Genomic DNA, 25,784 nt, shown 5'->3' with positions numbered 1-25,784 from the left:
TTCCTCACGCCGGCGCCGACCGCGGGCGCCGCGGGGACGACGGCCGATCAGGCAGGGGCACCGGGCGGCGCGGGAAGCGGCTGCGCATCGCGGTGGGCGAGGATCTGGTTGACCTCGACCTGGTCGACGAGCACCTCGTGCACCAACTGCGCCTGCGGGATGCGGCGGATCACCAGAGGCTCGTCCACCCCGTCGTCGAGGATCAACGTCCCGGTGCGCCAGAGCCGCTGCAGGGGCCCCCGGCGCACTGTGATGCGATAGCCGCGGACGTGGCTGAGCTCGCGCGAGCGGCGACCGAACGCGCCCGAGCGCTCGATGACGCGACGGGTCGTGACGGTGTACGTGTGCGAGAGCCAGGCGAGATAGGGGATGACGACCAGAACCAGGACGACGAGTCCGGCTGCCGACAGCAGCATCCAGTCCTCGAACGGCGCCGGGAGGTTCCCCAGGAAGTATCCGACGGCTCCGGCGACCCCGATGAGCACGAGCGCGCACCAGAAGAGCCGACGGGCGTGCCGCCGCGTGCGCACGATACGACGCTCCGGCGCCGCGACACCGGGTGCGGGCGTCGGCGGGCGGACCCCGAATCCGGTCGGCTGCGTCACGCTCCCATTGTGCCCTGGACCGCCGGGTAGACGCGGCTCACACGCCCGCCGCCAGGCGACGGATGCGGCGCTCAGCGCACGTGCGTGACGTCTCCCGCCGCCACCGGCACCTCTGCGCCGCCGGAGGATACGACCAGACGCCCCTCGGCATCGATGCGCTCGGCGCGACCTTCCAGCGTGGTGCCGTCGGGAAGCGACACCGCGACGTCGCTGCCCAGAGTCGTGCAGGTGGACTCGACGGCGGCCTGCACGCCGGCCGCGACGGCGTCGCCGTCCGCGGCGATGAGCGCCGAGAGCAACTCGTCGAGATCCTTCAGGTAGTCCGCCAGCAGACGGTCCTCATCGGCCTCCTGGCCCAGAGCGGCGAAAGACACCGCCGTGGCCACGGGCAGATCCACCCGCGGCATCCGCGTGTTCACCCCCGCACCCACCACGACCGCGTCGAACTCGCCGGGCACCGCCTCCGCCAGGATGCCGCAGATCTTCTGCCCCTCCACGAGCACATCGTTGGGCCATTTGAGCCCCACCGCCTGCGGGATGCCACGCAGCTGCGCGGCGATCGCGCGCGTCATCGCGACGCCCGCGACGAGAGGGATCCATCCCCGCGCGTGAACCGGCAGAGCGCCCACGCGCACCACGACCGAGACCGCGAGAGCCGTGCCCGCCGGTGTCACCCAGGTACGATCCAGCCGCCCGCGACCCCGGCGCTGGTCGGTCGTCACCAACACGGAGAGGTGCGGCCATCCGGCGTCGTCCGCCAGGACGGCCGCGACGACATCCGCGTTCGTCGAGTCGGTCGTCTCGACGACCTGCACCCGGGGGCTGACGGCGGCGGCGAGCGGGTATCCATCGGCGGGGATCGGCATGCGCCTCACCCTACTCGCGGGCCCGGATGGCGCTCCCCCGTTGACAGCCGAGCCTCGCAGCTCACGGCGCCGACATCGGAGACAGACGACAGCGGATGCGGTACACACCTGTCGACACCCTCCAACGCCAGCGGAGACGGCGCCGATAGGGTGGAACGCGTGACGGACAGCCCCGACCTCTCGACCACCGCCGGCAAGATCGCCGACCTGCGCCAGCGCTACCAGGAAGCGGTCGTTGACGCCGAGAAGAACGCCCAGATCAAGCAGCACGCGAAGGACAAGCTCACGGCGCGCGAGCGCATCGAGCTGCTCGTCGATCACGGCAGCTTCGTGGAGATGGACGAGTACGTGCGTCACCGCACGACGGCCTTCGGGATGGAGCGCTCGCGTCCGTACGGCGACTCCGTCGTGATCGGCACCGGCACCATCCACGGCCGCACCGTCGCCGTGTACGCGCAGGATTTCTCCACCTTCGGCGGCTCGCTCGGCGAGGTGGCGGGCGACAAGATCATCAAGATCATGGAGTTCGCGCTGCGCGCGGGCTGCCCCTGCATCGGCATCCTGGACTCGGGCGGCGCCCGCATCCAGGAGGGCGTGGTGGCGCTGGGCAAGTACGGCGAGATCTTCCGACTGAACACCGCTGCCTCCGGCGTGATCCCGCAGATCTCGCTCATCATGGGCCCTGCGGCCGGTGGGGCCGTGTACTCCCCCGCACTCACCGACTTCGTCATCATGGTGGACAAGACGAGCCAGATGTTCGTCACCGGCCCCGACGTCATCAAGACCGTCACGGGCGAGGACGTCGGGATGGAGGAGCTGGGCGGTGCCCTCACGCACAACACCCGCTCCGGAGTGGCGCACTACCTCGCCGACGACGAGGACGACGCGATCGACTACGCCCGCACCCTGATCGGCTTCCTCCCCGACAACAACATGTCGGAGGTGCCGGGCTACGAGGGCGTCTTCGAGTTCGAGACGACGGATGCCGACCGCGCACTCAACACGGTCATCCCCGACTCCCCGAACCAGCCCTACGACATCCACCAGGTCATCGAGCACGTGGTGGATGACGGCGAGTTCCTCGAGGTCCAGCCCTTGTTCGCGCCGAACATCGTGATCGGCTTCGGCCGCGTCGAGGGCCGCACGGTCGGCGTGATCGCCAACCAGCCCTCGCAGATGGCGGGCACGCTCAACATCGATGCGGGCGAGAAGGCGAGCCGCTTCGTGCGGTTCTGCGACGCGTTCTCGATCCCGATCGTCACGCTCGTGGATGTCCCGGGCTATCTGCCCGGCACCGACCAGGAGTGGACGGGCGTCATCCGCCGCGGCGCGAAGCTGCTCTACGCATACGCCGAGGCGACGGTCCCCCTCGTCACCGTGATCCTGCGCAAGGCCTACGGCGGTGCCTACATCGTGATGGGCTCCAAGCAGCTCGGCGCCGACGTCAACCTCGCCTGGCCCACCGCGGAGATCGCCGTCATGGGCGGGCAGGGAGCGGTCAACATCCTCTATCGGGGCGAGATCAAGCGGGCCGAGGAGGCCGGCGAGGATGTCGCCGCGGTGCGCACGCGCCTCGCGAACGAGTACACCTACAACGTGGCATCCCCCTTCCTCGCGGCGGAGCGCGGCGAGCTGGACGGGATCATCGAACCGGCTCAGACCCGCGTCGCGATCGCCAAGGCGCTGCGCTCCCTGCGCGGCAAGCGTGCCAGCCTGCCGCCCAAGAAGCACGGGAACATCCCGCTATGACCCTCGAGGAACCCGGCGACGCACTGCGAATCGAGGTGCGCAGGGGGAACCCCGACGACGTCGAGCTCGCCGCGGCGATCGCTGTGGTCGCCGCCGCCTACCGGCAGGAGGAGCAGGGTGCGGTGGCCGCGGAGCCGGCCCGACGCTCCGCGTGGTCGCTGTCGCAGCGCGGGCTGCGTCAGCCGCTGCGGCGCGACGCCGGATGGGGCGGATTCAGCGGCTGAGCCGCGCCGCAGGGGCACGTCGCAGGTGTCCCCCAAAGTACCTACAGACACTGCGCGCACCGCTTTCGCATACTGGAGGAGCTGGAACGCATCTTCGCGTTCGATCGGCCCGTTGACCGTCAGGGTGCACCAACCGGGTTCGATCTTGCGGGTGGTTTTCGGGTAACCACTCGCCCGGAGACGAGGGGCGAGCGACTCGCCGCCCCTCGTCTCCTTTCCTTTTGCCGGTGCGCGTGCGCAGCCGGCTGCCGGATCACGGACCTCAGCTCGCCGGGTGCTCGATCTCGCGCCACAGATCGACGCTGTCCTCGTCGGACAGACCGAGCGTCGAGGAGGCGCGCCCGACGACGGTGACAGCCACCCGATCATCGGGCGACGTGCGGATGTAGAGACGTTCGGATCGCGCCGAGCGCAGTGTCTGCGCGAGTTCGGCGCGGATGATGTGCAACTGCTCCTCGGCGAGCCCGTCGAGGCCACCCTCGTCGAACATGGTGACCATCGCACCGCGTCGGCGCGCCGCATCCAGCGCCGCGCGCACGTCGGCGTCCAGCAGGCGCGGCCCTCGCAGTTCATCGCGCAGCCGCCCTTCGGCGATGCGGGCATCGGTGCGCTCGTCCTCCGAGAGGCGACCGCCCGTCGCGATCGTGCGCGCCAGGACGGGACCGGCGACCGCCAGAGCGCGCTGCACCTGGATGCGACGCTCCCGCTGCTGGGAACCCTGCGCCGCTTGCACGGCCGATGCGGTGCGCTGCAGTTCGCCGAGCCTCTCGGTGTCGCGCGCCGCGCGGTCCAGCGCGAACGTGAAGAAGTGGGCTCCGGTGACCCAGACCACTGAACCCACCAGCCCGAGACCGAGCGCGGGGACCGGTCCCAGGAGCACCATCGACCATCCCGCGAGCACGGCGGTGCCGCTCCACGCGGCCCATGGCCGGCGGCGGATGACGAGGATCGTCATGAGCGCGCCGAGTCCTCCGATGTACCAGGTGGCGTACTGCTCCGTGCGCGCCTCGGGCGGAATCGCCGCGGAGATGAGCGGCGGCAGCACCATGGAGACCAGGAGCGCCGCCACGCACAGCCACATCGGCAGCCGGTCGCTGCCCCGGGCGACGGTGATCTCCTGGCTGCGCGTACGCAGCCCCGAGGTCATCCCCCAGAAGATGCAGAACCAGGCCACGACGAGGAAGAGGATGAGCGCCGTCCACAGCAGCAGCGGCTCGCGGACCGGACCGGTGATCCAGGAGGCACGCGCGACGAGGAAGCCGGTGAAGGCGACACCGAGCATCATGACGACGAACCGGATGCTGATCACGGGCGCACCGCCCGCCATGTCATCGTCACTTGGGTGCCTTCCTCGGAGGAGACCACCTCGGCACTCCCGCCGAACGCGCTCACGCGAGCCAGGATGGAGGCGCGGATCCCGAGCCGATCGGCCGGCACCTCGTCGATGTCGAAACCGGGGCCGCGGTCGGAGACGACGATGACGACGCGACCGGGTTCCGCGCTTCCGCTCACGCGCACCTCGAGCCCCGCGCCCGCGGCGTGCTCCACCGCGTTGGAGATGGCTTGGGCTGCGGCGAGCGCCAGCGCGCGGGCGACCCGACCGGGCACTTCAGGGGTGTCCGGGTCGAGATCGACGACGAGTTCGGCCGGGCACTGCGCGTCGTCGATCGTCCGGCGGATGTCGGCCACGATCGCCTCGGCCGGCACGGGCGCATCGCTGCCTTCGCCCACGTCACGGTCGGTGTTGGCCAGCCGGGTCAGCGCTTCGCGTGCCATGGACACCGCAAGGTCGCTCTCCCGAGGCGTGCGAGCGCGCTCCGCGGCCAGCAGCGCCGCCAGCACACTGTCGTGCATGAGCGCGGCCACCGCGACACGCTCGCGTTCCGTCGCGTTCACGGCGGCGGCTTGCGCGTACGAGCTCACGGCACGCAGTCGCCGCTCGTCGATCGTCGAGGACGCGGTGCGAAAGGTCCACGCGAGCATCATCAGGACGCTGCCCAGGATGAGGGAGAACGAGGTGTCCAACGACACCGCGATCCACGCATCGGCCACGAAGCGCAGCTCGATCATCCGGACGAGTCCGTAGGCGAAGGGCAGGAGCACGGTGATCGCGACGTGCGCGGGCCGGGGGAACACGATGACGCTCGCCACCGTGGCGACGGTCACCAGGAAGTAGATCCACGGCTGATACGTGATCGCCGTCTCGGAGCCGGCCGTCGCCCACGGCCAGACGGCGAGGGCGACCGTGTAGGCCACGACGAAGAAGCGGCCGCCGAAGAGCGTGAAGCGACCGCTGAAGAACGTGATCTCCATCACCACGAAGGGGACGAAGACCACGAGCATGAGAGCGAGCCCCCACCCGTCCCGGACGTCCTGCGAGCCCAGGGCCGCGAAGAACGCCTGCGCACCGAGCGCCCCGAACGCGAGCGCCACCGACACGGCCATCACGCGCTCGACGCGCTCCCGCGTGAACGAGGCGATGCCGGGGATGCCGGTGTTCTCGAACTCGTCCCGGAGGACGCGTAACGGTCGGCTATCGGTCATGGGCGCCCACGGACTGCTCCGTGAGCAGTCCGTCCTCCAGCGCGCGCCGCAGCAAGTCGACCTTGGTGGGGGCGGGTCTGCCGACCTCCACGTACTTCACGCGGATGCGCGTGATGTTCTCCTTCGCCGTCGAGAAGGCGATGCCCAGCCGATCGGCCACGATCTTCAGCGGGAGTCCCGCGGCGTAGAGCTTCAGCACCTCGCGTTCGCGCGTCGACAGCTGAGCGTCGGCGAAGGCGCGGTCTCCCTCGATCGCGCTGGCCCACTCGACGGTGTTCAGCACGTCCCCTCTGGCCACCGTCGCGATCGCTCCCACGACGTCCGAGATCGGCGAGGCCTTGCTGATGACGCCTGCAGCCCCCGCGAGCAGGGCTTCGCGCACAGATGCGGGCCGATCGGCGACGCTGTAGATGATCACCGCCGAGCCGTCATCCGTCAGCCGGGTGACGTTCTCGGTGACCGTGGTGCCGTCCCCGAGCGTGAGATCCAGCACCACGACATCCGCCTGCTCGCCGCCGTCCGCACGCCACGCGAGGTAGGAGGTGACGGATGCTCCCGAGTAGACGACATCAGTCGTGCCGGTCCGCGCACAGGCGGCCTCCACCCCGAGCCGCACCGACTCGTGGTCGTCGATGAAGGCGACGCGCGTCATGCGCTCATGCTAGCCGTGCGTCCGTTCGCCGAAGGGCCGCAACCGCTTCGACGTGGTGGGAGTGCGGGAACAGGTCGACAGCGCGCACCGTCTGAGCCTCGTACCCGTGCATACGGAACTCCGCGAGGTCTCGGGCGAGAGCCACCGGGTCGCACGCGACGTAGACGATGGCGGCCGGCTCGAGGCCGGCGATCGCGCGCGCGGTGTCTTTCCCTGCGCCCGAACGGGGCGGGTCGAGCACGACGACGCCTCGCGCCAGTCTCGCGCGCTGATCGATGCTCGCGTTGTCGGCGAGCTCGGCCACCCAGCGCTCCACGCGCGCGGTCTCGGCCCTCGCCCCCACCCACTGCGCCAGGTTGTGTCCCGCATGCTCGGTCGCGCGCGCGTTGGACTCCACGCTCGTGATGCGCGCGGAGGGCCCTGCGACATCCCCGATCGCCGCCGCGAGCAGCCCGACGCCACCGTACAGATCCAGGTGCCACCCCTCCGGGTCGACGCCGACATCGTGGAGCGCGTCGCTCACGAGCGTCGTCAGAGTGCTCGCCGCCAGGCGGTGCACCTGCCAGAATCCGCCCGCATCCACGCGGAACGCGCGCTCGCCCACCCGCTCGGTGACGACCTCGGCGCGCGGCGCTCGCGGCGGGCGCGTCTCGGGTCGAGCGATCACTCGCACCCGGCCGTCGGCCGGCTGGACGAGATCCACGCGCCCCGGCCGCGCACCCGACAGCCCCGCCGCCGCCTCCGCGATGGCCGCGGTCGCCAACGGCAGGTCCCGAACGGGGACGACGCGGTGACTGCGCGCGCCGAAGGGACCGATGTTCCCCTCCGCGTCGACGTGCAGGCTCACCCGCGTGCGCCATCCCGTGCCGTCCCCGCTCTCGGCGTCGCCGGTCGCACTCGGATGAGCCGGCTCCATCGTGGCGGGAAGCGACAGCCGTCCGATGCGCGCCAGGGCATCCTCGAGAACGCGGAGCTTGAGGGCCCGCTGTTCCGGGAGGACGATATGGCCGAAGTCCGCACCTCCGGGCCGGTGCTCGGCGGGCACCGACAGATCGGCCTGCGCCCAGACGTGCGGCTGCCGGTGCGGCGATGCGTCGAGGACCTCGACGACCTCCGCCCGCCAGAAGGATCTCTTGGACGTATCGGTCAGGCGCACCCGCACGCGCTCCCCCGGCAGGGTGTCCGGCACGAACACGACACGCCGCTCGTCACCGTGCCGGCCGACGAAGACGCCGCCGTGGGCGACGTCGGTGATCTCGAGCTCGAGGTGCGTTCCGGCATCCATCCTTCGAGCTTCGCACACGCCCGCCCGGGAGCGCTCTCCTCCGGGGCCCGCGGGCGGCGAGCGTCTACCGTGGAGGGATGCGCGTGCTCCTGGCTTCGACATCGCCCGCCCGTCTCATGCTGCTGCGCCAGGCGGGCATCGAACCGCGTACCGCTGCTCCCGACGTCGATGAGGAGGCGGTGATCGCGGCCGTCGAGGCCGCAGAAGGGCGCACACTCACCCCCACCGAGCACGTGCTGCTGCTCGCCCGGCGCAAGGCCGCGGCGGTGGTCGCGGCTCTCGAGGAGGACGGGGAGGACTTCGACGGCCTCGTGATCGGCGGCGACTCGATGTTCGAGCTCGCCGGCGAGATCCTCGGCAAGCCCTACACGCCGGAAGCCGCGACGGCCCGGTGGCGCGACATGCGCGGCCGCACGGGTGTGCTGCATTCCGGGCACAGCGTGATCCGGCTCACCCCCGGCGCAGCGCCCGTCGAGGCGCACGCCGTCGCCGCCGCGTCGGTGAGCTTCGCCGCGGACGTCACGGATGCGGAGATCGCCGCCTACGTCGCGACGGGCGAGCCGCTGCTCGTCGCCGGCGCTTTCACCGTCGACAGCCTCGGCGGCCCCTTCATCACGCGCGTCGAGGGCGACCCGTCGACGGTCGTCGGAATGTCGTTGTCCACGCTGCGGGCCCTGTGCCGCGAGCTCGGCGTGGTGTGGACCGATCTGTGGGGACCCTCCAGCGGCTGAACCCGCGTCGGGACTGTTGTAGGTTCTCCCGAACAGATTTATTTGTTCTTGTGGAGTTCGGTCAAAAAGACCCGGCGAGCTCTCGCTAGGCTGGCACTCATGCCTCGCATCGCCAAGGTCCTCATCGCGAACCGCGGCGAGATCGCCGTACGCATCATCCGCGCCGCCCGTGACGCCGGAATCGCGTCCGTCGCGGTCTACGCCGACCAGGATCGGGATGCGCTGCACGTGCGTCTCGCCGACGAGGCGTACGCGCTCGAGGGCACCACGGGCGCCGAGACGTACCTGTCGATCGAGAAGATCCTCTCGGTCCTGCGGCGCGCCGGAGCCGACGCCGTGCACCCCGGCTACGGCTTCCTCGCCGAGAACGCGGACTTCGCCCGCGCGGTGATCGGCGCCGGCGCCACCTGGATCGGCCCGTCGCCCGACGCGATCGAGGCGCTCGGCGACAAGGTCACCGCCCGCCACGTGGCCGAGAAGGTCGGCGCACCGCTGGCCCCCGGCACGCCGGGGCCCGTCTCGGGCGCCGACGAGGTCGTCGCCTTCGCCCAGCAGTACGGACTGCCCATCGCCATCAAGGCCGCTTACGGCGGCGGCGGCCGAGGCCTCAAGGTCGCGCGCGAACTCGACGAGGTCGCGGAGCTCTTCGAGTCCGCCACCCGCGAGGCGATCACCGCCTTCGGCCGCGGCGAGTGCTTCGTCGAGAAGTACCTCGACAAGCCGCGCCACGTCGAGACGCAGTGCCTGGCGGATGCCGCCGGCAACGTCGTCGTAATCTCCACGCGCGACTGCTCGCTGCAGCGCCGTCACCAGAAGCTCGTCGAGGAGGCGCCGGCGCCGTTCCTGACCGAGGAGCAGAACCGCATCCTCTACGAATCCTCCAAGGCCATCCTCCGCGAGGTCGGCTACCTCGGTGCCGGCACCTGCGAGTTCCTCATCGGCGCAGACGGGACGATCTCCTTCCTCGAGGTCAACACGCGCCTGCAGGTGGAGCACACGGTGTCCGAGGAGGTCACCGGGATCGACCTCGTCCGCGAGCAGTTCCGCATCGCCGAAGGCGAGCTGATCGGCTACGACGACCCGGCGCCCATCGGCCACTCGATCGAGTTCCGCATCAACGGGGAAGACCCGGGTCGCGGGTTCCTGCCGCAGCCCGGCCCCGTGAAGGTCTTCAAGACCTTCGGCGGCCCCGGCATCCGTCTCGATTCGGGCGTCACCGCCGGCGATGTCGTCTCGGGCGCGTTCGACTCGCTCCTGGCGAAGCTCATCGTGACCGGCCGCGACCGCGCGGAGGCGCTCGCCCGCGCCCGTCGCGCCCTCGACGAGTTCGAGGTCGCCGGCCTGCCCACGGTCATCCCCTTCCATCGCGACGTCGTGCGCCAGCCGGCATTCACCGCCGAAGACGGCGTCTTCGGCGTCTACACGCGCTGGATCGAGACCGAGTACGTGAATGAGATCCCCGCGTGGGACGGTGAGCTCAGCGACATCGCACAGCCCGAGCAGCGCCACACGGTCGTGGTCGAGGTCGGTGGCAAGCGGCTCGAGGTGAGCCTGCCCGACCGGATCGCCGCCGCGCCCGCGCAGACCGGTCGCCCCGCGGCCGTGCCGCCCTCGCGCCGCTCGCACCAGACGACCGCCAATGCGGGCGCCTCGGGCGATGCTGTCAAGGCGCCGATGCAGGCCACGATCGTCAAGGTCGCCGTCTCGGAGGGCCAGCAGGTCGTCAAGGGCGACCTCGTCGTGGTCCTCGAGGCGATGAAGATGGAGCAGCCCATCCAGGCTCACAAGGATGGCGTGGTCGGGGCGATCAACGCCGCGGCCGGCACGACGGTCTCCGCGGGGCACCAGCTCCTCACCATCAACTGACCCGCGCGGGCCGCCGCCCGCCCGGGTGCCCGAGTTGCGTCGCATGTGCGCAGATGCGCCACTTTTGCGCAGTTGCGACTGTCATTTTCTGTAGCGGGTGCGCAGAAGTGGCGCGGCCTCGCGTGCGCGCAGCGCGGCCTCGCGTGCGCGCAGCGCGGCCTCGCGTGCGCGCAGCGCGGCCTCGCGTGCGCGCAGCGCGGCCTCGCGTGCGTGGGTCCTCAGGATGCGGCGGGGCGCCGCATCCGGATCAGTCCTCGTCTTCGGTGGCTGGCTCGATCACGTGCATGGCGCGCATCGCGTCGGTCACGGAGCCCGAGAGCGACGGGTACACGGTGAACACGCGCGACACCTGGTCGACGGTCAGACGGCGCTCCACAGCGATGGCGATCGGGTAGATGAGATCGGATGCGCGCGGGCCGACGATCGTGCCGCCGATGACCGTTCCGCTGCCCTCGCGCGCGATGATCTTGACGAAACCGTCCTTGATGCCCATCATCTTGGCCCGCGGGTTGGCCGCGAGCGGCATCTTGCACACGACGCCGTTGATGGCGCCGTCGCGGATGTCCTTCTCCTGCCAGCCCACCGTCGCGATCTCGGGCGCGGTGAAGATGTTGGCGGCGATGCGTCGCTGCTCGAGCGGGATGACGACGTCTCCGAGCGCGTGGAAAATGCCCGTGCGCCCCTGCATCGCGGCCACCGAGGCCAGCGGGACGAAGGTCGTGCAGTCCCCCGCCGCGTAGATGTTGGGCACCGAGGTGCGTGCGACGCGGTTGACGCGGATGTGGCCGGACTCCGTCGTCTCGACACCGGCCTCCTCGAGACCGATGCCCGCCGTGTTCGGAATGGACCCCACGGCCATGAGACAGTGGCTGCCCTCGATCGTCCTGCCGTCGGCGAGCGTCACGCGGACGCCGTCACCGGTGTTCTCGGCGCGCTCGGCACGCGCCTTGGCCAGCAGCGTCATGCCGCCGCGCGCGAACACCTTCTCGAGCACCGCCGCGGCGTCCGCATCCTCACCGGGAAGAACCTGGTCACGGCTGGAGACGAGCGTCACCTTCGCGCCGAGGTTCATGTAAGCCGAGGCGAACTCCGCACCCGTGACGCCGGAGCCCACCACGATGAGGTGCTCGGGGATGGTCTTCATGTCGTAGAGCTGGGTCCACGTGAGGATGCGTTCGCCGTCGGGCTTCGCCGTGGCGAGCTGACGCGGGGAGGCACCGACGGAGACGACGAGCGTGTCGGCCTCCACCCGGTCGAAGTCCGTGCCGCCGGGGCCGGTGGAGGCGACCACGGCGCCGGGCCCGTCGAGGCGGCCGTGGCCCGAGATGATGCGGACGCCGGCGGACACCAGCGAGGCGCGCATGTCGTCGGACTGCTGACGGGCGAGCGAGAGCAGCCGCTTGTTCACGGCGGCGAGATTGATGGCCACCTGCGGCTGCAGGGGCTTTCCGGTGCCGTCCTTCGCGAACAGCTGCACGCCCAGATCGCTCGCCCCGGCGATGGCGACGGCCGCATCCGCCGTCGCGATGAGGGACTTCGAGGGAACGACGTCCGTGATGACCGCCGAGCCGCCCACGCCGGCGCGTTCCACGAGCGTCACCTCCGCTCCCAGCTGGGCCGCCGCCAGCGCCGCCTCGTAGCCGCCGGGGCCACCACCGATGATCGCGACGCGCTGGGCGCTCTCGAAGCTCGCAGACATGGGGCTCATTCTCTCCCGCGACAGTGCGCGCCGACGAATCGGCGGATGCGACGAGCGTCGATGTGGCCCGCGGGGCCTCGGGTTCATAAGGTGGGGTCATGGCAACGACCCCCCTCAACCCGCTCGACGACCCGGCAGCCGATCCCTTCGAGATCGCGCGCCGCGCCGCGGACGACATCGCACGCCTCACCGGCGTCGCCCAGCACGACATCGCCCTCACGCTCGGTAGCGGCTGGGGCAAGGCCGCGGATCTCATCGGTGAGACCGTCGCGACGATCGATGCACCGGAGGTCACGGGCTTCAGCAAGCCGGCGCTGGAGGGCCACGTCGGAACGCTCCGGAGCGTCCGGACGCCCTCGGGCAAGCATGTGCTGGTCATCGGTGCGCGCACGCACTACTACGAGGGCCACGGGACCCGCCGCGTCGTGCACAGCGTGCGCACGGCGGCCGCGACCGGCGCCCGCACCATGGTGCTCACCAACGGCGCCGGCGGCATCAAGGAGCACTGGAAGCCGGGAACGCCCGTGCTCATCAGCGACCACATCAACCTGACCGCGGACTCGCCGCTCGAGGGCGCGACCTTCATCGACCTCACCGACCTCTACTCCACGCGCCTGCGTGATCTCGCGCGCACCGTCGATGCGAGCCTGGACGAGGGCGTCTACTGCCAGTTCCGCGGGCCGCAGTACGAGACGCCGGCAGAGGTTCAGATGGCCAAGATCATCGGCGGCCACATCGTCGGCATGTCGACCGCGCTCGAGGCGATCGCCGCCCGCCAGGCCGGGATGGAGGTGCTGGGCTTTTCTCTCATCACCAACCTCGCCGCGGGCATCTCCCCCACCCCGCTCAGCCACGCCGAGGTCATCGAGGCCGGTCGTGAGGCGGAGCCGGTCATCTCCGACCTCCTCGCCCGCGTGATCGGCCAGCTGTGAGCGCCGCCGTGGAGGCCGCCCGCGCGTGGCTCGCGCAGGACCCCGATCCCGAGACGCGCGAGGAACTCACCGACCTCCTCGCGGCGGCGGACGCGGGCGACGCATCCGCTCTCGCCGATCTCGACGACCGCTTCGGCACCCGCCTCGCGTTCGGCACCGCCGGGCTCCGCGGCGAGCTCGGTGCGGGCAGCAATCGGATGAACCGCGTACTCGTCGCGCAGGCGGCTGCAGGACTCGCCGCCTATCTTTCGGCGAACGCGCCCGCCGGTCACACGCCCCGCGTGGTGGTGGGCTACGACGGACGCCGCAACTCCGACGTGTTCGCACGCGACTCGGCGGAGATCTTCGCCGGGGCGGGGCTCGACGCCGTGCTCCTGCCGAGGCTCCTGCCGACACCGGTCCTCGCGTTCGCGGTCCGTCATCTGAAGGCGGATGCGGGCGTCATGGTCACGGCGAGCCACAACCCGCCGAACGACAACGGCTACAAGGTGTACCTCGGCGGGGCGGACGACGGGTCTCAGATCGTGCCACCGGCCGACGGCGAGATCGCGGCGCAGATCTCCCGCATCGCGACGGAGGTCCCAGCGAGCGAGATTCCCCGCTCGCTGGGATACCTCACCGCATCCGAGGAGGTCGTCGAGGCGTACGTCTCGGCCACGGCCGCCGTCGGACCCGCGTCCGCCGGCGCCGACGGGTTGCGCTGGGTCTACACCGCGATGCACGGCGTGGGCGGCGAGACTCTGGGTCGCATCGTCGCCGCGGCCGGGTACCCCGAACCCGTTCAGGTGGCCGCGCAGGCAGAGCCGGACGGGCGCTTCCCGACCGTCGCCTTCCCGAACCCGGAAGAGCCCGGCGCGATGGATCTCGCCTTCCAGACGGCGCGGGACGCGGATGCGGAGCTCATCATCGCCAATGATCCCGACGCGGACCGCCTCGCGGTGGCGGTGCCCGACGCGAATGCCGAGGGCGGCTGGCGCCGTCTGACCGGCAACCAGATCGGGCTGCTGCTCGGCTGGCGTGCGGCGCGCAAGGCTGCCGAGGCCGGCGCCTCCGGAACGCTCGCCTGCTCGCTCGTCTCCTCCCCCGGATTGCAGACCGTCGCCGAGCACTACGGCCTGGGCTTCGTCGCAACCCTCACCGGCTTCAAGTGGATCTCGCGCGCACCGGGCCTGATCTTCGGTTTCGAGGAGGCGCTCGGATACCTCGTGAACCCCGAGACCGTGCGCGACAAGGACGGCATCTCGGCCGCCGTGGCGGCGCTGGAGCTCGCGAGCGAGGCCCGCGCTGCCGGCAAGACGCTGCAGGACCTGCTCGATGAGTTCGACCGGACGTTCGGGTTCTTCGCGAGCGATCAGATCTCGGTGCGGGTGCAGGATCTCGCCATCATCGGCACGATCATGGCGAGCCTGCGGGCGGATCCCCCGTCGCGCATCGGCGACGCGAAGGTGAAGGGGGTCGAGGACCTCAGCGAGGGCTCCGAGACGCTCCCGCCGAGCGACGTGCTTCGCTACACGCTGAAGGGCGGCTCGCGCGTGATCGTGCGCCCCTCGGGCACGGAGCCCAAGCTGAAGGCGTATCTCGACGTCCGCGCGGATTCGGCGACGGATGCGGCCGAACGCATCGCCGCTCTGAGCGACGGAGTGCGGGCGCTGCTGGACGCCCGTTCGTGAGCGACTGGTCCGATGCCCCGCTGCTCGAGAACGCCCACGTGCGTCTCGAGCAGCTGGGACCCCAGCACGCGGACGACCTCGCGGCGGCCGTCGCGGTCGACGAACTCTGGCGCACCTGGTACACCCGCATCCCTTCGCCAGACGGCATGCGGGACGAGATCGACAGTCGCCTCGAACGGCAGCGCGCGGGCCTCGTCGCCCCGTGGGCGATCGTCTCCGCGCGAGACGGCCGCGCCGTGGGCATGACGACCTACCTCAACCTCGACGAGGCCAACCGTCGGCTCGAGATCGGCTCGACGTGGATCGGGCGCGCCTCCCAGGGTGTCGGCATCAACCCGGCCGCGAAGCTCCTGTTGCTGGAGCGCGCCTTCGACATGCTCGGATGCGGCGCGGTCGAGTTCCGCACCCATTGGCACAACCATCAATCCCGCGCGGCGATCGCCCGGCTCGGCGCCAAGCAGGACGGCGTGCTGCGCAACCACACGGTGTGGGCCGACGGCACGATCCGCGACACCGTCGTCTTCTCGATCATCGACGGCGAGTGGCCGACGGTCCGCGCCGCCCTGACCGCCCGTCTCCGCCACCGCTGACGCCCCGCATCCGCGCGTCGCGCGTCCCCGCGCCCCTCGTCGCCGCATCCGCCTCGTCGCCGCGGCCCCCTGGTCGCCGCGGCCCCCTGGTCGCCGCGTCCGCTCGTCGCGATGTCCGTGTCTCAACCGTTCACGTGATGGGCGCGTACAACGTGCACGAATGAGACACGCAGCGCCCGCACCCCATCCGTGTTACTGGTAGGTCCGATTGTTGATGAGTGCACTTTTCGCGCACGGTTTGTCGACGATATAGAGGTTCGCGCTCGGAGGGCATTGGGGGCCCCTGCCAGAGCGGGGTGGGTGAACATTCGGTGACGAAGCCGGCTTGGACTCGCGGATTGATTCGATAGATGTCAATATAGATGCATGTCGAATCAAGAGGTGGAACTGGTCATCGTCGGGTCAGGTCCCGCCGGATACACTGCGGCTGTCTACGCAGCACGTGCGGGTCTCGCGCCGGTCGTGATCGCCGGCTCGGTGACGGCGGGCGGTGCGTTGATGACGACGACCGAGGTGGAGAACTTCCCGGGCTTCGTCGATGGCGTGCAGGGGCCGGAGCTGATGGAGTCGATGCGGGCGCAGGCCGAGCGGTTCGGCGCGCAGATCGTCTACGACGACGCGATCCGCCTTGATCTCGACGGCGACGTGAAGACCGTTGAGACCGGTGCTGGCGAGACGTACCTGGCGCGGGCGGTGGTCCTGACGATGGGATCCGCGTATCGCAAGCTCGGCCTTCCTGAGGAGGAGCGCTTGTCCGGGCACGGAGTGTCTTGGTGCGCGACGTGCGACGGGTTCTTCTTCCGCGACAAGGAGATCTCCGTGATCGGCGGCGGGGACTCGGCGATGGAAGAGGCTCTGTTCCTCACTCGGTTCGCGTCGAAGGTGACCATAGTGCACCGCCGGGACGAGTTCCGGGCGTCGAGGATCATGGCGCAGCGCGTGCTGGAGGATCCGAAGATCGAGGTCGCCTGGAACAGCGAGGTCGCCGCGATCCTCGGCGACGAACAGGTCACCGGGCTCGTGCTGCGCGACACCGTCACCGGGGCCGAGCGCACGCTCGACGCGACGGGGGTGTTCGTCGCGATCGGGCACGATCCTCGCTCCGAGCTCGTCGCGGGCCAGGTAGACACCGACGCGGACGGCTACGTTCGTGTCGCGCACCCGTCCACGCGGACGAACCTGGCCGGGGTGTTCGCGGCCGGGGATCTCGTCGATCACACGTACCGGCAGGCGATCACCGCCGCGGGCACCGGCTGCGCGGCCGCGCAGGACGCCCAGCACTACCTGTCGAACCTCGCACCCGCCACCCTGCCCGAGCCCGTCCTGGAGGTCTCCGCATGAGCACCGTCACCCCCGTCACCGACGCCACTTTCCAGGCTGAAGTGCTCGAATCCGAGCTGCCCGTCGTGGTCGATATCTGGGCGACCTGGTGCGGGCCGTGCAAGGCGATCGCCCCGATCCTGGACCAGCTCGCCGGCGAGCACGCGGGCCGGGTGAAGATCGTGAAGCTCGACGCCGACCAGAATCCCGAGACTGTGGCCGCGGCCCGCGTGACCTCGATCCCGACCCTCGGCTTCTACCGGGACGGGGAACGCGTCGACACGCTGATCGGCGCGCACCCGAAGCCCGTCTACCTCGCGAAGATCGAGGAGCTGCTCGCATGACCGACGCTTTGACCCGTACCGCCCCGAAGAGGCTCTCCACCCTAGACAAGTGGCTGCCGCTGTGGATCGGCCTCGCCATGGTCGCGGGCCTGCTGCTCGGACGTTTCGTGCCGGCTCTTTCGGGGCTGTTGGCGAAGCTCGAGGTCGGCGGGATCTCGATCCCCATCGGCCTGGGCCTGCTGGTGATGATGTACCCGGTCCTGGCGAAGGTCCGCTACGACAAGGTCGCCGCCGTCACCGGGGACAAGAAACTGCTGGTCTCGTCGCTGGTGCTGAACTGGCTGGCCGGCCCAGCCGTGATGTTCGCCCTGGCCTGGTTGTTCCTGCCGGACCTGCCGGAGTACCGTACGGGGCTCATCATCGTCGGGCTGGCGCGGTGCATCGCGATGGTCGTGATCTGGAACGATCTGGCCTGCGGCGACCGCGAGGCGACGGCGGTGCTCGTCGCGATCAACTCGGTCTTCCAGGTCGTGATGTTCTCGGTGCTGGGCTGGTTCTATCTCACGGTGCTGCCCGGCTGGCTGGGCCTGGACGCGCAGGGCCTGGAGGTCTCCGTCTGGCAGATCGCGCTGAACGTTCTCGTCTTCCTCGGCGTGCCGCTGGTGGCGGGCTTCGCGTCGCGATGGATCGGCGAGAAGCGCCATGGCCGCGCCTGGTACGAGGAGAAGTTCCTGCCCGCGGTCGGCCCATGGGCGCTGTACGGGCTGCTGTTCACGATCGTGCTGCTGTTCGCGCTGCAGGGCGATGCGGTGCTGGCGAAGCCCCTCGACGTGGCGCGGATCGCGCTGCCGCTGCTGGTCTACTTCGGCCTGATGTGGTTCGCGGGGCTGCTGCTCGGCAAGGGCCTCGGCCTCGGCTACGCACGGTCGACGACGCTCGCGTTCACCGCGGCGGGCAACAACTTCGAGCTAGCGATCGCGGTCGCGATCGGCACCTTCGGCGCGGCCTCCGGACAGGCCCTCGCCGGAGTCGTCGGCCCCCTGATCGAGGTGCCTGTGCTCGTGGGCCTCGTCTACGTCTCGCTCTGGGCCGCCCGGGCCTGGTTCCGCACCGACCCCTACGCCGTCGAATCGAGGACGTCATGACCGATACCGCCGTCATCTCCAACACGGAGGCGTGCGCGCCGTCCGCGACGCATGCCATCGGCACCGAGGCCGCGACCACCGTGGCCGGCGCGCTCAAGGCGCTCGCTGATCCGCTGCGTCTGCGGATGCTCTCCGCGATCGCGATCGACCCTCGCGGAGAGTCCTGCGTGTGCGACCTCGCCGAGCTCGCCGAGGTGTCGCAGCCGACGGTCTCCCACCATCTGAAGGTGCTGAAGGAGACGGGGATGCTGCTGTCCGAGCGGCGGGGTACCTGGGTGTACTACCGCATCGCGCCAGGCAAGCAGCGCGCCGTCGCGGCTCTCCTTGACGCGTTCGCTCCCGCCGCAGCCGCCATGGACGAGCCCGAAGACACCGCAGCACGGGCCGAGGCCTTGCAGCAGACGGACACCCGCGTGACCCGCCTCGCCGAGGAACTCGCGGACGAGCTGACCGGGCTGAACCGTGATCTCGTGGTCGCGATCGTGCGCGAGTCCTACGCGGGCCTGGTGCGTTCAGCGAAGCTGACGGCGCACATGATCCCGCTGACCGAACGGTTCGCCCGGCAGCGCCTGGCCGATCTGACCAGAGATCGGGTGACAGCGGTGCCGCAGGTACTGTTCGTCTGCGTGCAGAACGCGGGCCGCTCGCAACTTGCCGCCGCGATTGTCAACCAGCTCGCCGGGGGCAAGGTCATCGCCCGCTCCGCCGGGTCGACGCCTGCGGCGGATGTGCACCCGCACTTGCGCTCTCTGCTCACCGAGATCGAAGGCGAACAGCTAGCGGGGGATGCGTTCCCGAAGCCGCTGACCGACGACGCGGTGCGCGCCGCGGACGTGGTGGTGACGATGGGCTGCGGCGACGTCTGCCCGATCATCCCCGGGGTCCGCTACGAGGACTGGGCCGTCGGAGACCCAGCGCTGGCCTCGCCCGAGGGCGTCGCCGCGATCCGCGATGACATCGAGGGCCGCGTCCGCGAGCTCCTCGCTACTCTCACCGACTGACTGAAGGAAACTGCCATGACTGACCAGAAGCCCTCCGTCCTTTTCGTCTGCGTCCACAACGCCGGACGCTCCCAGATGGCCGCCGGCTGGCTCCGCGAGCTCGCCGGTGACCGCGTCGAGGTCCGCTCCGCCGGATCCATGCCCGCTGACCAGATCAACCCCGTCGCCGTCGAGGCGATGCGTGAGGTGGGCATCGACATCACTGCGGAGCAGCCAAAAGTGCTCACCACCGAAGCGGTGCAAGACTCCGATGTCGTGATCACGATGGGCTGCGGCGACGCCTGCCCGTTCTTCCCGGGCAAGCGGTATGAGGACTGGAAGCTCGACGACCCCGCCGGGCAGGGCATCGAGGCGGTTCGTCCCATCCGCGACGAGATCAAGGGCCGCGTCGAGACCCTTCTCGCCGACCTCCTGGGCTGAGCAGTACCGCACGTGCGAAGGGGCAGGAACCGTCTGGTTCCTGCCCCTTCCTGTTGTCCGCGATTCAGCGGCCAGCTGGTGCCGTGCCGAGCTGGATGAGCTGGGGGCTCGACGCGCAGCACGACCCGGCGGAAGACTCCTGGTCGGGAGCGTCGAACAGGCCGGAGCCTCCGCACACGCCCGTGTCCGGGAGGACGAGGTCCACGCGCTCGGCGGCCTCGCGGTCCCCGGCGATCGCGGCGACGACGCTGCGCACCTGCTCGAACCCGGTCAGGGCGAGGAACGTCGGCGCACGGCCGTAGGACTTCGCGCCCACGATGTAGAAGCCCGGCTCGGGCTGCTCGAGGTCGGCTGCGCCGGTGGCCCGCACGGAGCCGCACGAGTGCACGTTCGGATCGACCTCCGCAGCGATCTTCGACGGTGCCTGCAGGCGCATGTCGAGGTCGAGACGGATCTCGGAGAGGAAGGACAGGTCGGGGCGGAACCCGGTGGCGACGAACACCCGAGCGGCAGGTGCGAGCCGGCGGCCATCTTCTGCCACGAGCGCCGCCTGGCCGCCGTCGATGACGACCCGCTCGGAGCGGAACCCGGTCACGAGATCGACGAGCCCGTCTTCGACGGCCTTCTTCGCCCGCTGGCCCAGCGCGCCGCGCTCGGGCAGCTCGTCGGCGCTGCCGCCGCCGAAGGTGTTGCCGACCGCGCCGCGACGCAGCACCCAGGTGATCCGCGTCCCCGGCTCACGCTTGGCCACCCTGGACAGGACCCCGATCGTCGTCGCCGCGGAGTGCCCGTTGCCGACCACCACGACGTGCTGGCCCGCCAGGGGGCTGGCGTCCTCGATCGCGGGCATGCGGTGCTCCAGGAGCCCAGCTTCGACCGCTGCCCTCTCACCGAGGGCGGGAAGACCGTCAGCGCCGGCGGGGCTGGGTGTCCGCCAGGTGCCGGAAGCGTCGATCACGGCACTCGCTTCGATCCGCTCCTCGGTGCCGTCGGCGCGCGCGACGTGGACGACGAAGGGCTGCTCGGCGCGGCCCGCGTCGACGGAGAGGTCCCGGCCCTTGCGGCCGACGCCGACCACGCGAGCTCCGTAGCGTACGCGGTCACCGAGGGCGTCGGCGAGGGGCGCGAGGTACTGATCGATCCACTGCGCGCCGGTCGGGTAGCCCTGAGTCGGGGCCGACCACCCGGTGGGCTCCAGCAGGCGTCGCGACGCGGCGTCGGTGAGCTCGGTCCACGGAGAGAACAGGCGGACGTGGCCCCACTCGGCCACCGCGGAGGCAGCCGTGTCGCCGGATTCCAGGACGATCGGGTCGAGCCCGCGCTCGAGCAGGTGAGCGGCGGCGGCCAGTCCCTGCGGACCGGCCCCGATGACGACGACAGGATTCACTGCGACCTCCATGCATTGACGTTCTTCGATGCGTTGACAGGAACGATCCTGTCCTTCATATCGACAGATGTCAATACGTCGGGCAGAATGGAGCCATGAACGCACTGCCCGCCACCATCGCCTCTTCCGCTGGGGCGTGCTGCGCCCCCGGCCAGGCGATGGACGACGGCACGGCCCACGACCTCGCGAAGGTCTTCAAGGCCCTCGGCGACCCGACGCGGGTGAAGCTGCTCTCGATGATCGTCGGCAGCAGCGCCGGCGAGATGTGCGTCTGCGACCTCACGGACCCCGTGGGCCTGTCGCAGCCGACCGTCTCGCACCACATGAAGCTGCTCGTCGAGGCGGAACTGGTCACCAGGGAGCAGCGCGGGAAGTGGGCCTACTACCGGCCTACCACCGGCACGCTCGCCGATGCGGCGAAGGCGCTGCTGGGCTGATGGGAGCGGTCGGGCTCCGGCCGATGGTCGAGACGGACTGGCCCGCGGTCGAGAAGATCTACCGCGCCGGGATCGCGACCGGCCACGCGACGTTCGAATCCGAGCCGCCGCCCTCCTGGGACGTGTTCGCAGCGGGCAAGCAGCCCGGTCTCATGCTCGTCGCGGCGGATGGACCGACGGTCGTCGGCTGGGCGGCCGCAGGCCCCGTCTCCGCCCGCGCCGTGTACCGCGGCGTGGTCGAGCACTCCGTCTACGTCGCGCCGCAGTCGTCGGGCAGAGGCGTCGGGCGTCTCCTGCTGGAGGGGCTGATCAGCGCCGCCGAGCACACGGGCATCTGGACCATCCAGTCCTCGGTATTCCCCGAGAACACGGCCAGCCTCCGCCTCCACGAGCGAGCGGGGTTCCGCCAGGTCGGCCGGCGCGAGCGGATAGCGCTCATGGAGCACGGCCCGCTCGCAGGCCAGTGGCGCGACACCATCCTGCTCGAACGACGCGCGGACGTGACGAGTGTAGGTGCACCTGTTCATAAGCCGGGGGCCGAGCGGAGCCCTGGATAGTCCGTCCAATCGCCGCTGGCGAGACGCGACCATGCGGCTGCGGAGGCGGGGGTGATGCCGAGCAGGTCGGAGACGATCCGCGGGTGCATCCGACGGGTGAGATCGATCAAGGCCGTGGTCCGGGCGCTTCCTGAGCGAAGCCCCTGTTCGCGGAGACGTCGACTGAGCGGGCCGGGTGTGAGATGGAGCCCGGGGTTCCGTGGATCACCACGGACCTCGGATACTCGCAGGCCCCCGTCGTCGTTGTCGACGAGCAGGATCACTGGTCCGGGTTCCAACCCGACGAGATCATACTGGTAGCGCCGACTGTTGTTGAGTTGCGTATTCAGCGGCTTCCGACTCTTCTCCCAATGAATGGTGGGGAACTGATCACCAATGATTGATCAGCGCTTGCTGTATAGTTCAGTACATGCTGACTATTGCTTCGCGCCTCGACGTCATGAACCGGCTCGGCCGGGCCATGGCGGACCCGACGCGCTCCCGGATCTTGATGACTCTGCTGAACGCCCCGAGCTATCCAGCCGTGCTCTCGCGCGAGCTGGAGCTGACCCGCTCGAACGTCTCGAACCACCTGACGTGCCTGCGTGACTGCGGGATCGTGGTCGCCGAGCCTGAGGGTCGCCAGACGCGCTACGAGATCGCTGACCCGCATCTTGCGGCTGCGCTCGTCGCGCTCGTGGATGTGACGCTGGCGGTCGATGAGCACGCGCCGTGTGTGGACTCGTCGTGCACGGTGCGGGGCTGCTGCGGTACAGGGGCGGACGCGTGAGCGCGGCGTGTAGCTGCGAGCACGAGCCTGCCACTGCGGCGGAGGATGAGACCGAAGAGGTGGAGCGGCCCTGGTGGAGGGACCGTGGGATCATGGTGCCGGTCTTCTCCGGTGTCGCGTTCCTGGCTGGTCTGATCCTTGAATGGTCCGGGCTCGAGATCCCGGCGCTCGTACTGTTCTGGATCGGCCTGCTGCTGGGCGCGTCGACGTTCACTCCTGGCGCGATTCGGAAGCTGTTCAAGGGCAAGCTCGGGATCGGGCTGCTGATGACGATCAGCGCGATCGGCGCGGTCATCCTCGGCTATGTGGAGGAGGCCGCTGCTCTGGCGTTCTTGTACTCGATTGCTGAGGCGCTTGAGGACAAGGCGATGGACCGTGCCCGTGGCGGCCTGCGGGCGCTGCTGAAGCTCGTGCCGGAGACGGCGACCGTGCTGCAGAGCGGCGTCTCTGCGCAGGTGCCGGCGAGGGAGTTGACGGTCGGCCAGGTCATGGTGGTCCGCCCGGGCGAACGGATCGCAACCGACGGGATCGTCCGCTCTGGCCGCTCAAGCCTGGACACCTCGGCGATCACCGGGGAGTCGATCCCCGTCGAGGTCGAGCCCGGGGACGCGGTGTCGGCCGGCGCGATTAACAGCTCCGGCGTGCTGGAGGTCGAGGCGACCGCGGCCGGTACCGATAACTCGCTTACGACGATCGTGGAGTTGGTCGAGAAAGCGCAGACGGAGAAGGGCGAGCGTGCGCGTCTCGCGGACCGGATCGCCCGCCCGCTCGTACCCGGTGTGCTGATTCTCGCAGCGCTCGTCGCGATCATTGGGTCACTGCTGGGCGACCCGGAGGTATGGATCACTCGTGCGCTCGTCGTGCTGGTAGCGGCCTCTCCGTGCGCGCTGGCGATCTCGGTGCCGTTGACGGTCGTTGCCGCGATCGGCGCGGCGAGCAAGTTCGGCGTGATCATCAAGTCCGGCGCGGTCTTCGAGCGCTTCGGCACGCTCCGGCACGTCGCGGTCGACAAGACCGGCACCCTGACCCGTAACGAGCCCGCGGTCACCGCGGTCCTCACTGCGAACGGCATTGCCGAGGAGCAGGCGCTGGCTTGGGCGGCGGCTCTGGAGCAGCACAGCACGCATCCCCTTGCGGCGGCGATCACCGCTGCAGCCCCGGGTGTTCCCGTGGCCGCGGATGTGACCGAGCAGGCCGGGCACGGCATCGACGGCACCGTCGATGGCGCTCGTATCACGGTCGGCAGCCCCCGCTGGCTCGACGCCGGCGAGCTCGGCGACCGGGTTGCAGGGCTTGAGGAGCAGGGCATGACTGTCGTGATCGTGCACCGCGACGAGGCACCGGTCGCGGCGATCGGCGTCCGCGACGAGCTGCGTCCGGAAGTCCCCGAGGTGATCCGCACGCTTGCGGATCAGGGCGTCGGCATGACGATGCTCACCGGGGACAACGCCCGCACCGCTCGTGCGCTGGCTGCGCAGGCCGGGATCGCTGATGTGCGCGCGGAGCTGCGCCCTGAGGACAAGGCGACCGCGATCGGCGAGTTGTCGAAGGCGGGATCGGTCGCGATGATCGGTGACGGCATCAACGACGCCCCGGCCCTGGCGTCCGCGGACATCGGCATCGCGATGGGAGCGACCGGCTCCGATGCGGCGATCGAGTCTGCGGACGTGGCCTTCACGGGTCATGATCTGCGGCTCATCCCGCGGGCGTTCGATCACGCGCGGCGGGGCCGGCGGATCATCAACCAGAACATCATCCTGTCCCTGCTGATCATCACCGCACTGCTCCCGCTCGCGCTCTTCGGGGTCCTGGGGCTCGCGGCTGTCGTCCTGGTCCACGAGGTCGCGGAGGTCATCGTGATCCTCAACGGCCTGCGCGCCGCACGCACCCGCACACCACGAATGGAAAGCTGATGCTCGCAACCATCGGGTCGGCGATCGGCCTGTTCGCGGCGACCAACATCGACGACATCGTCGTGCTCACCGTGCTGTTCCTCGCCTCCAGCCGGGGAAAGCCGCGACCGTGGCAGATCGTCGCAGGCCAGTACCTCGGGTTCATCACACTCGTCGTGATCAGCGTGATCGCCGCGCTCGGTCTCACGATCGTCCCGGACGAATGGGTCGGCTTCCTGGGTCTGATCCCGCTCGGCATCGGCATCTGGACGCTCATTCGCGGCCTGCGCCGTAACGGCGACGACGATGATGACGACTCCAAGATCACCGCGGTCGGACTATGGGGGGTCGCCGGGATCACGATCGCCAACGGGGCCGACAACATCTCCCTCTACACGCCGATCTTCCGCACCAGCTCGCCCGGCGACGTCGCGGTCATGATCGTCGTGTTCCTGATCCTCGTCGCCGTCTGGTGCGCTGCCGGGCGACTGATCGGCACCCACAAGGCCGTCACCGAAACGCTCGAACGTGTCGAGCACTGGCTCGTCCCCGTCGTGTTCATCGGCCTGGGCCTGTTCATCCTCATTGAATCCGGCGTTATCGTCCGTCTCTTCGAGGCCCTCGCATGACCCCGGACACGAATACCGACGTTGAGTCGGCATCGGCGTCGGGAGAGCGTCCGCAGAGAGGACGCTGGCGGCTCACTGCCTGGGCGCTTCTGATCGCCGTGGTCGTCGTCGTGATCGATCAGGGAACGAAAGTGTGGGCCGAGGCCACCCTGTCGGAGCACGAGCGCATCCCGCTGATCGGCGACCTGTTGGGCCTGCAGCTCGCGTACAACCCCGGCGCGGCGTTCTCCTTCGGGGAGAGCTTCACCTGGGTGTTCGCTCTCATCGCCGTCGCGGCCACGGCCACCGCGATCGTGCTCGCGTTCCGGGTCCGACGCCCCGGGTGGGCGATCGTGATCGGTGCGCTCGGCGGGGCCGCTGCTTCGCACGCCGGCGACCGGCTTTTCCGCCAACCAGGATTCGCCCGGGGGCACGTCGTCGACTTCCTCGCCTACGGCAACTGGTTCATCGGGAACCTCGCCGACATCGTGATCGTCACCGCTACGATTGCCGGAGCGCTCCTGATGCTCCGCGGCACCGAGAACTGAGAG

26 protein-coding genes are annotated in these 25,784 nt (G+C 70.0%); 18 read left to right on the top strand and 8 right to left on the bottom strand.

Annotated elements, in window-relative coordinates:
• Positions 1-47: 47 nt before the first annotated feature.
• Together KYX17_RS10795 and KYX17_RS10790 are read right to left on the bottom strand one after the other, a co-directional pair.
• A complete protein-coding gene (locus KYX17_RS10795) occupies positions 48-605 on the bottom strand; it encodes a PH domain-containing protein (RefSeq protein WP_243226980.1) in 558 nt (185 codons plus the stop codon).
• A 71-nt stretch (positions 606-676) separates the two neighbouring features.
• On the bottom strand, positions 677-1,471 hold the full coding sequence (locus KYX17_RS10790) for a biotin--[acetyl-CoA-carboxylase] ligase (RefSeq protein WP_243226979.1): 795 nt from the start codon (positions 1,469-1,471) through the stop codon (positions 677-679).
• A gap of 159 nt (positions 1,472-1,630) precedes the next feature.
• On the opposite strand from KYX17_RS10790, the gene KYX17_RS10785 reads away from it, so the two are divergent.
• Both KYX17_RS10785 and KYX17_RS10780 read left to right on the top strand, forming a co-directional pair.
• The gene (locus KYX17_RS10785; RefSeq protein WP_374208937.1) at positions 1,631-3,220 is read left to right on the top strand and encodes an acyl-CoA carboxylase subunit beta; all 1,590 of its coding nucleotides are present in this window, start codon (positions 1,631-1,633) and stop codon (positions 3,218-3,220) included.
• Positions 3,217-3,444, top strand: coding sequence for an acyl-CoA carboxylase subunit epsilon (locus tag KYX17_RS10780; RefSeq protein WP_243226977.1), 228 nt, complete (start codon positions 3,217-3,219; stop codon positions 3,442-3,444). The genes KYX17_RS10785 and KYX17_RS10780 overlap by 4 nt, the downstream gene beginning before the upstream one ends.
• 262 nt (positions 3,445-3,706) lie before the next feature.
• On the opposite strand, the gene KYX17_RS10775 is transcribed toward KYX17_RS10780, so the two are convergent.
• The 4 genes from KYX17_RS10775 to KYX17_RS10760 are packed head-to-tail and all read right to left on the bottom strand — an operon-like array spanning position 3,707 to position 7,925.
• A complete protein-coding gene (locus KYX17_RS10775) occupies positions 3,707-4,753 on the bottom strand; it encodes a hypothetical protein (RefSeq protein ID WP_243226976.1) in 1,047 nt (348 codons plus the stop codon).
• Positions 4,750-5,988 carry a sensor histidine kinase gene (locus KYX17_RS10770; protein WP_243226975.1) on the bottom strand — a complete coding sequence of 413 codons (1,239 nt, stop codon included), beginning with the start codon at positions 5,986-5,988 and terminating at the stop codon, positions 4,750-4,752. The genes KYX17_RS10775 and KYX17_RS10770 overlap by 4 nt, the downstream gene beginning before the upstream one ends.
• Positions 5,978-6,640, bottom strand: coding sequence for a response regulator transcription factor (locus KYX17_RS10765; RefSeq protein WP_243226974.1), 663 nt, complete (start codon positions 6,638-6,640; stop codon positions 5,978-5,980). Before KYX17_RS10765 ends, KYX17_RS10770 begins: the two co-directional genes overlap by 11 nt.
• Positions 6,641-6,644: 4 nt before the next feature.
• Entirely contained in the window at positions 6,645-7,925 is a 1,281-nt protein-coding gene (locus KYX17_RS10760; protein WP_243226973.1) for a class I SAM-dependent RNA methyltransferase, read from the bottom strand.
• 77 nt (positions 7,926-8,002) lie between these two features.
• On the opposite strand from KYX17_RS10760, the gene KYX17_RS10755 reads away from it, so the two are divergent.
• Both KYX17_RS10755 and KYX17_RS10750 read left to right on the top strand, forming a co-directional pair.
• A complete protein-coding gene (locus tag KYX17_RS10755; protein WP_243226972.1) occupies positions 8,003-8,656 on the top strand; it encodes a nucleoside triphosphate pyrophosphatase in 654 nt (217 codons plus the stop codon).
• A 99-nt stretch (positions 8,657-8,755) separates the two neighbouring features.
• Entirely contained in the window at positions 8,756-10,522 is a 1,767-nt protein-coding gene (locus KYX17_RS10750; protein ID WP_243226971.1) for a biotin carboxylase N-terminal domain-containing protein, read from the top strand.
• A 247-nt stretch (positions 10,523-10,769) separates the two neighbouring features.
• Here KYX17_RS10750 and KYX17_RS10745 read toward each other — a convergent pair whose 3' ends face one another.
• Positions 10,770-12,230: an NAD(P)H-quinone dehydrogenase gene (locus KYX17_RS10745; protein ID WP_374208936.1), complete on the bottom strand. Its 1,461-nt coding sequence runs from the start codon at positions 12,228-12,230 to the stop codon at positions 10,770-10,772.
• 89 nt (positions 12,231-12,319) lie between these two features.
• Here KYX17_RS10745 and KYX17_RS10740 point away from each other — a divergent pair, with 89 nt between their 5' ends.
• The 8 genes from KYX17_RS10740 (at position 12,320) to KYX17_RS10705 (ending at position 19,583) form a co-directional block, all read left to right on the top strand.
• Positions 12,320-13,153 carry a purine-nucleoside phosphorylase gene (locus tag KYX17_RS10740; RefSeq protein ID WP_243226970.1) on the top strand — a complete coding sequence of 278 codons (834 nt, stop codon included), beginning with the start codon at positions 12,320-12,322 and terminating at the stop codon, positions 13,151-13,153.
• A complete protein-coding gene (locus KYX17_RS10735; protein WP_243226969.1) occupies positions 13,150-14,823 on the top strand; it encodes a phospho-sugar mutase in 1,674 nt (557 codons plus the stop codon). The genes KYX17_RS10740 and KYX17_RS10735 overlap by 4 nt, the downstream gene beginning before the upstream one ends.
• On the top strand, positions 14,820-15,413 hold the full coding sequence (locus tag KYX17_RS10730) for a GNAT family N-acetyltransferase (RefSeq protein ID WP_243226968.1): 594 nt from the start codon (positions 14,820-14,822) through the stop codon (positions 15,411-15,413). The genes KYX17_RS10735 and KYX17_RS10730 overlap by 4 nt, the downstream gene beginning before the upstream one ends.
• A gap of 366 nt (positions 15,414-15,779) precedes the next feature.
• Positions 15,780-16,754 (top strand): thioredoxin-disulfide reductase, encoded by a 975-nt coding sequence (trxB, locus tag KYX17_RS10725; RefSeq protein ID WP_155048605.1) that lies wholly within the window; start codon positions 15,780-15,782, stop codon positions 16,752-16,754.
• Positions 16,751-17,077 (top strand): thioredoxin, encoded by a 327-nt coding sequence (gene trxA / locus KYX17_RS10720; RefSeq protein WP_243226967.1) that lies wholly within the window; start codon positions 16,751-16,753, stop codon positions 17,075-17,077. The genes trxB and trxA overlap by 4 nt, the downstream gene beginning before the upstream one ends.
• Positions 17,074-18,162 carry an ACR3 family arsenite efflux transporter gene (gene arsB, locus KYX17_RS10715; RefSeq protein ID WP_155048603.1) on the top strand — a complete coding sequence of 363 codons (1,089 nt, stop codon included), beginning with the start codon at positions 17,074-17,076 and terminating at the stop codon, positions 18,160-18,162. Before trxA ends, arsB begins: the two co-directional genes overlap by 4 nt.
• A complete protein-coding gene (locus tag KYX17_RS10710) occupies positions 18,159-19,163 on the top strand; it encodes a metalloregulator ArsR/SmtB family transcription factor (RefSeq protein WP_243226966.1) in 1,005 nt (334 codons plus the stop codon). The genes arsB and KYX17_RS10710 overlap by 4 nt, the downstream gene beginning before the upstream one ends.
• A 15-nt stretch (positions 19,164-19,178) precedes the next feature.
• Positions 19,179-19,583 (top strand): arsenate reductase ArsC, encoded by a 405-nt coding sequence (locus tag KYX17_RS10705; RefSeq protein ID WP_155048601.1) that lies wholly within the window; start codon positions 19,179-19,181, stop codon positions 19,581-19,583.
• 64 nt (positions 19,584-19,647) lie between these two features.
• Here KYX17_RS10705 and KYX17_RS10700 read toward each other — a convergent pair whose 3' ends face one another.
• Complete coding sequence (locus KYX17_RS10700) at positions 19,648-20,982, bottom strand: NAD(P)-binding domain-containing protein (RefSeq protein ID WP_243226965.1); 1,335 nt, start codon at positions 20,980-20,982, stop codon at positions 19,648-19,650.
• 83 nt (positions 20,983-21,065) lie between these two features.
• Between KYX17_RS10700 and KYX17_RS10695 the strand changes: the two genes are divergently transcribed.
• The 6 genes from KYX17_RS10695 to KYX17_RS10670 all read left to right on the top strand — a co-directional run bounded on the left by KYX17_RS10695 (position 21,066) and on the right by KYX17_RS10670 (position 25,781).
• Entirely contained in the window at positions 21,066-21,407 is a 342-nt protein-coding gene (locus KYX17_RS10695) for a helix-turn-helix transcriptional regulator (protein WP_155048599.1), read from the top strand.
• A complete protein-coding gene (locus KYX17_RS10690) occupies positions 21,407-21,964 on the top strand; it encodes a GNAT family N-acetyltransferase (RefSeq protein ID WP_155048598.1) in 558 nt (185 codons plus the stop codon). Before KYX17_RS10695 ends, KYX17_RS10690 begins: the two co-directional genes overlap by 1 nt.
• A gap of 409 nt (positions 21,965-22,373) precedes the next feature.
• Positions 22,374-22,733, top strand: coding sequence for a helix-turn-helix transcriptional regulator (locus tag KYX17_RS10685; RefSeq protein WP_243226964.1), 360 nt, complete (start codon positions 22,374-22,376; stop codon positions 22,731-22,733).
• Positions 22,730-24,646, top strand: coding sequence for a heavy metal translocating P-type ATPase (locus tag KYX17_RS10680; RefSeq protein ID WP_374208935.1), 1,917 nt, complete (start codon positions 22,730-22,732; stop codon positions 24,644-24,646). Before KYX17_RS10685 ends, KYX17_RS10680 begins: the two co-directional genes overlap by 4 nt.
• On the top strand, positions 24,646-25,254 hold the full coding sequence (locus KYX17_RS10675; protein ID WP_036297875.1) for a cadmium resistance transporter: 609 nt from the start codon (positions 24,646-24,648) through the stop codon (positions 25,252-25,254). The genes KYX17_RS10680 and KYX17_RS10675 overlap by 1 nt, the downstream gene beginning before the upstream one ends.
• Positions 25,251-25,781 (top strand): signal peptidase II, encoded by a 531-nt coding sequence (locus KYX17_RS10670; protein WP_243226962.1) that lies wholly within the window; start codon positions 25,251-25,253, stop codon positions 25,779-25,781. The genes KYX17_RS10675 and KYX17_RS10670 overlap by 4 nt, the downstream gene beginning before the upstream one ends.
• The last annotated feature ends 3 nt before the right edge of the window (positions 25,782-25,784 follow it).

Source organism: Microbacterium sp. CIAB417 (genome assembly GCF_022788845.1).
Note: the sequence above shows the minus strand (reverse complement) of the source record. Positions and strands in the feature narration are given on the sequence as shown.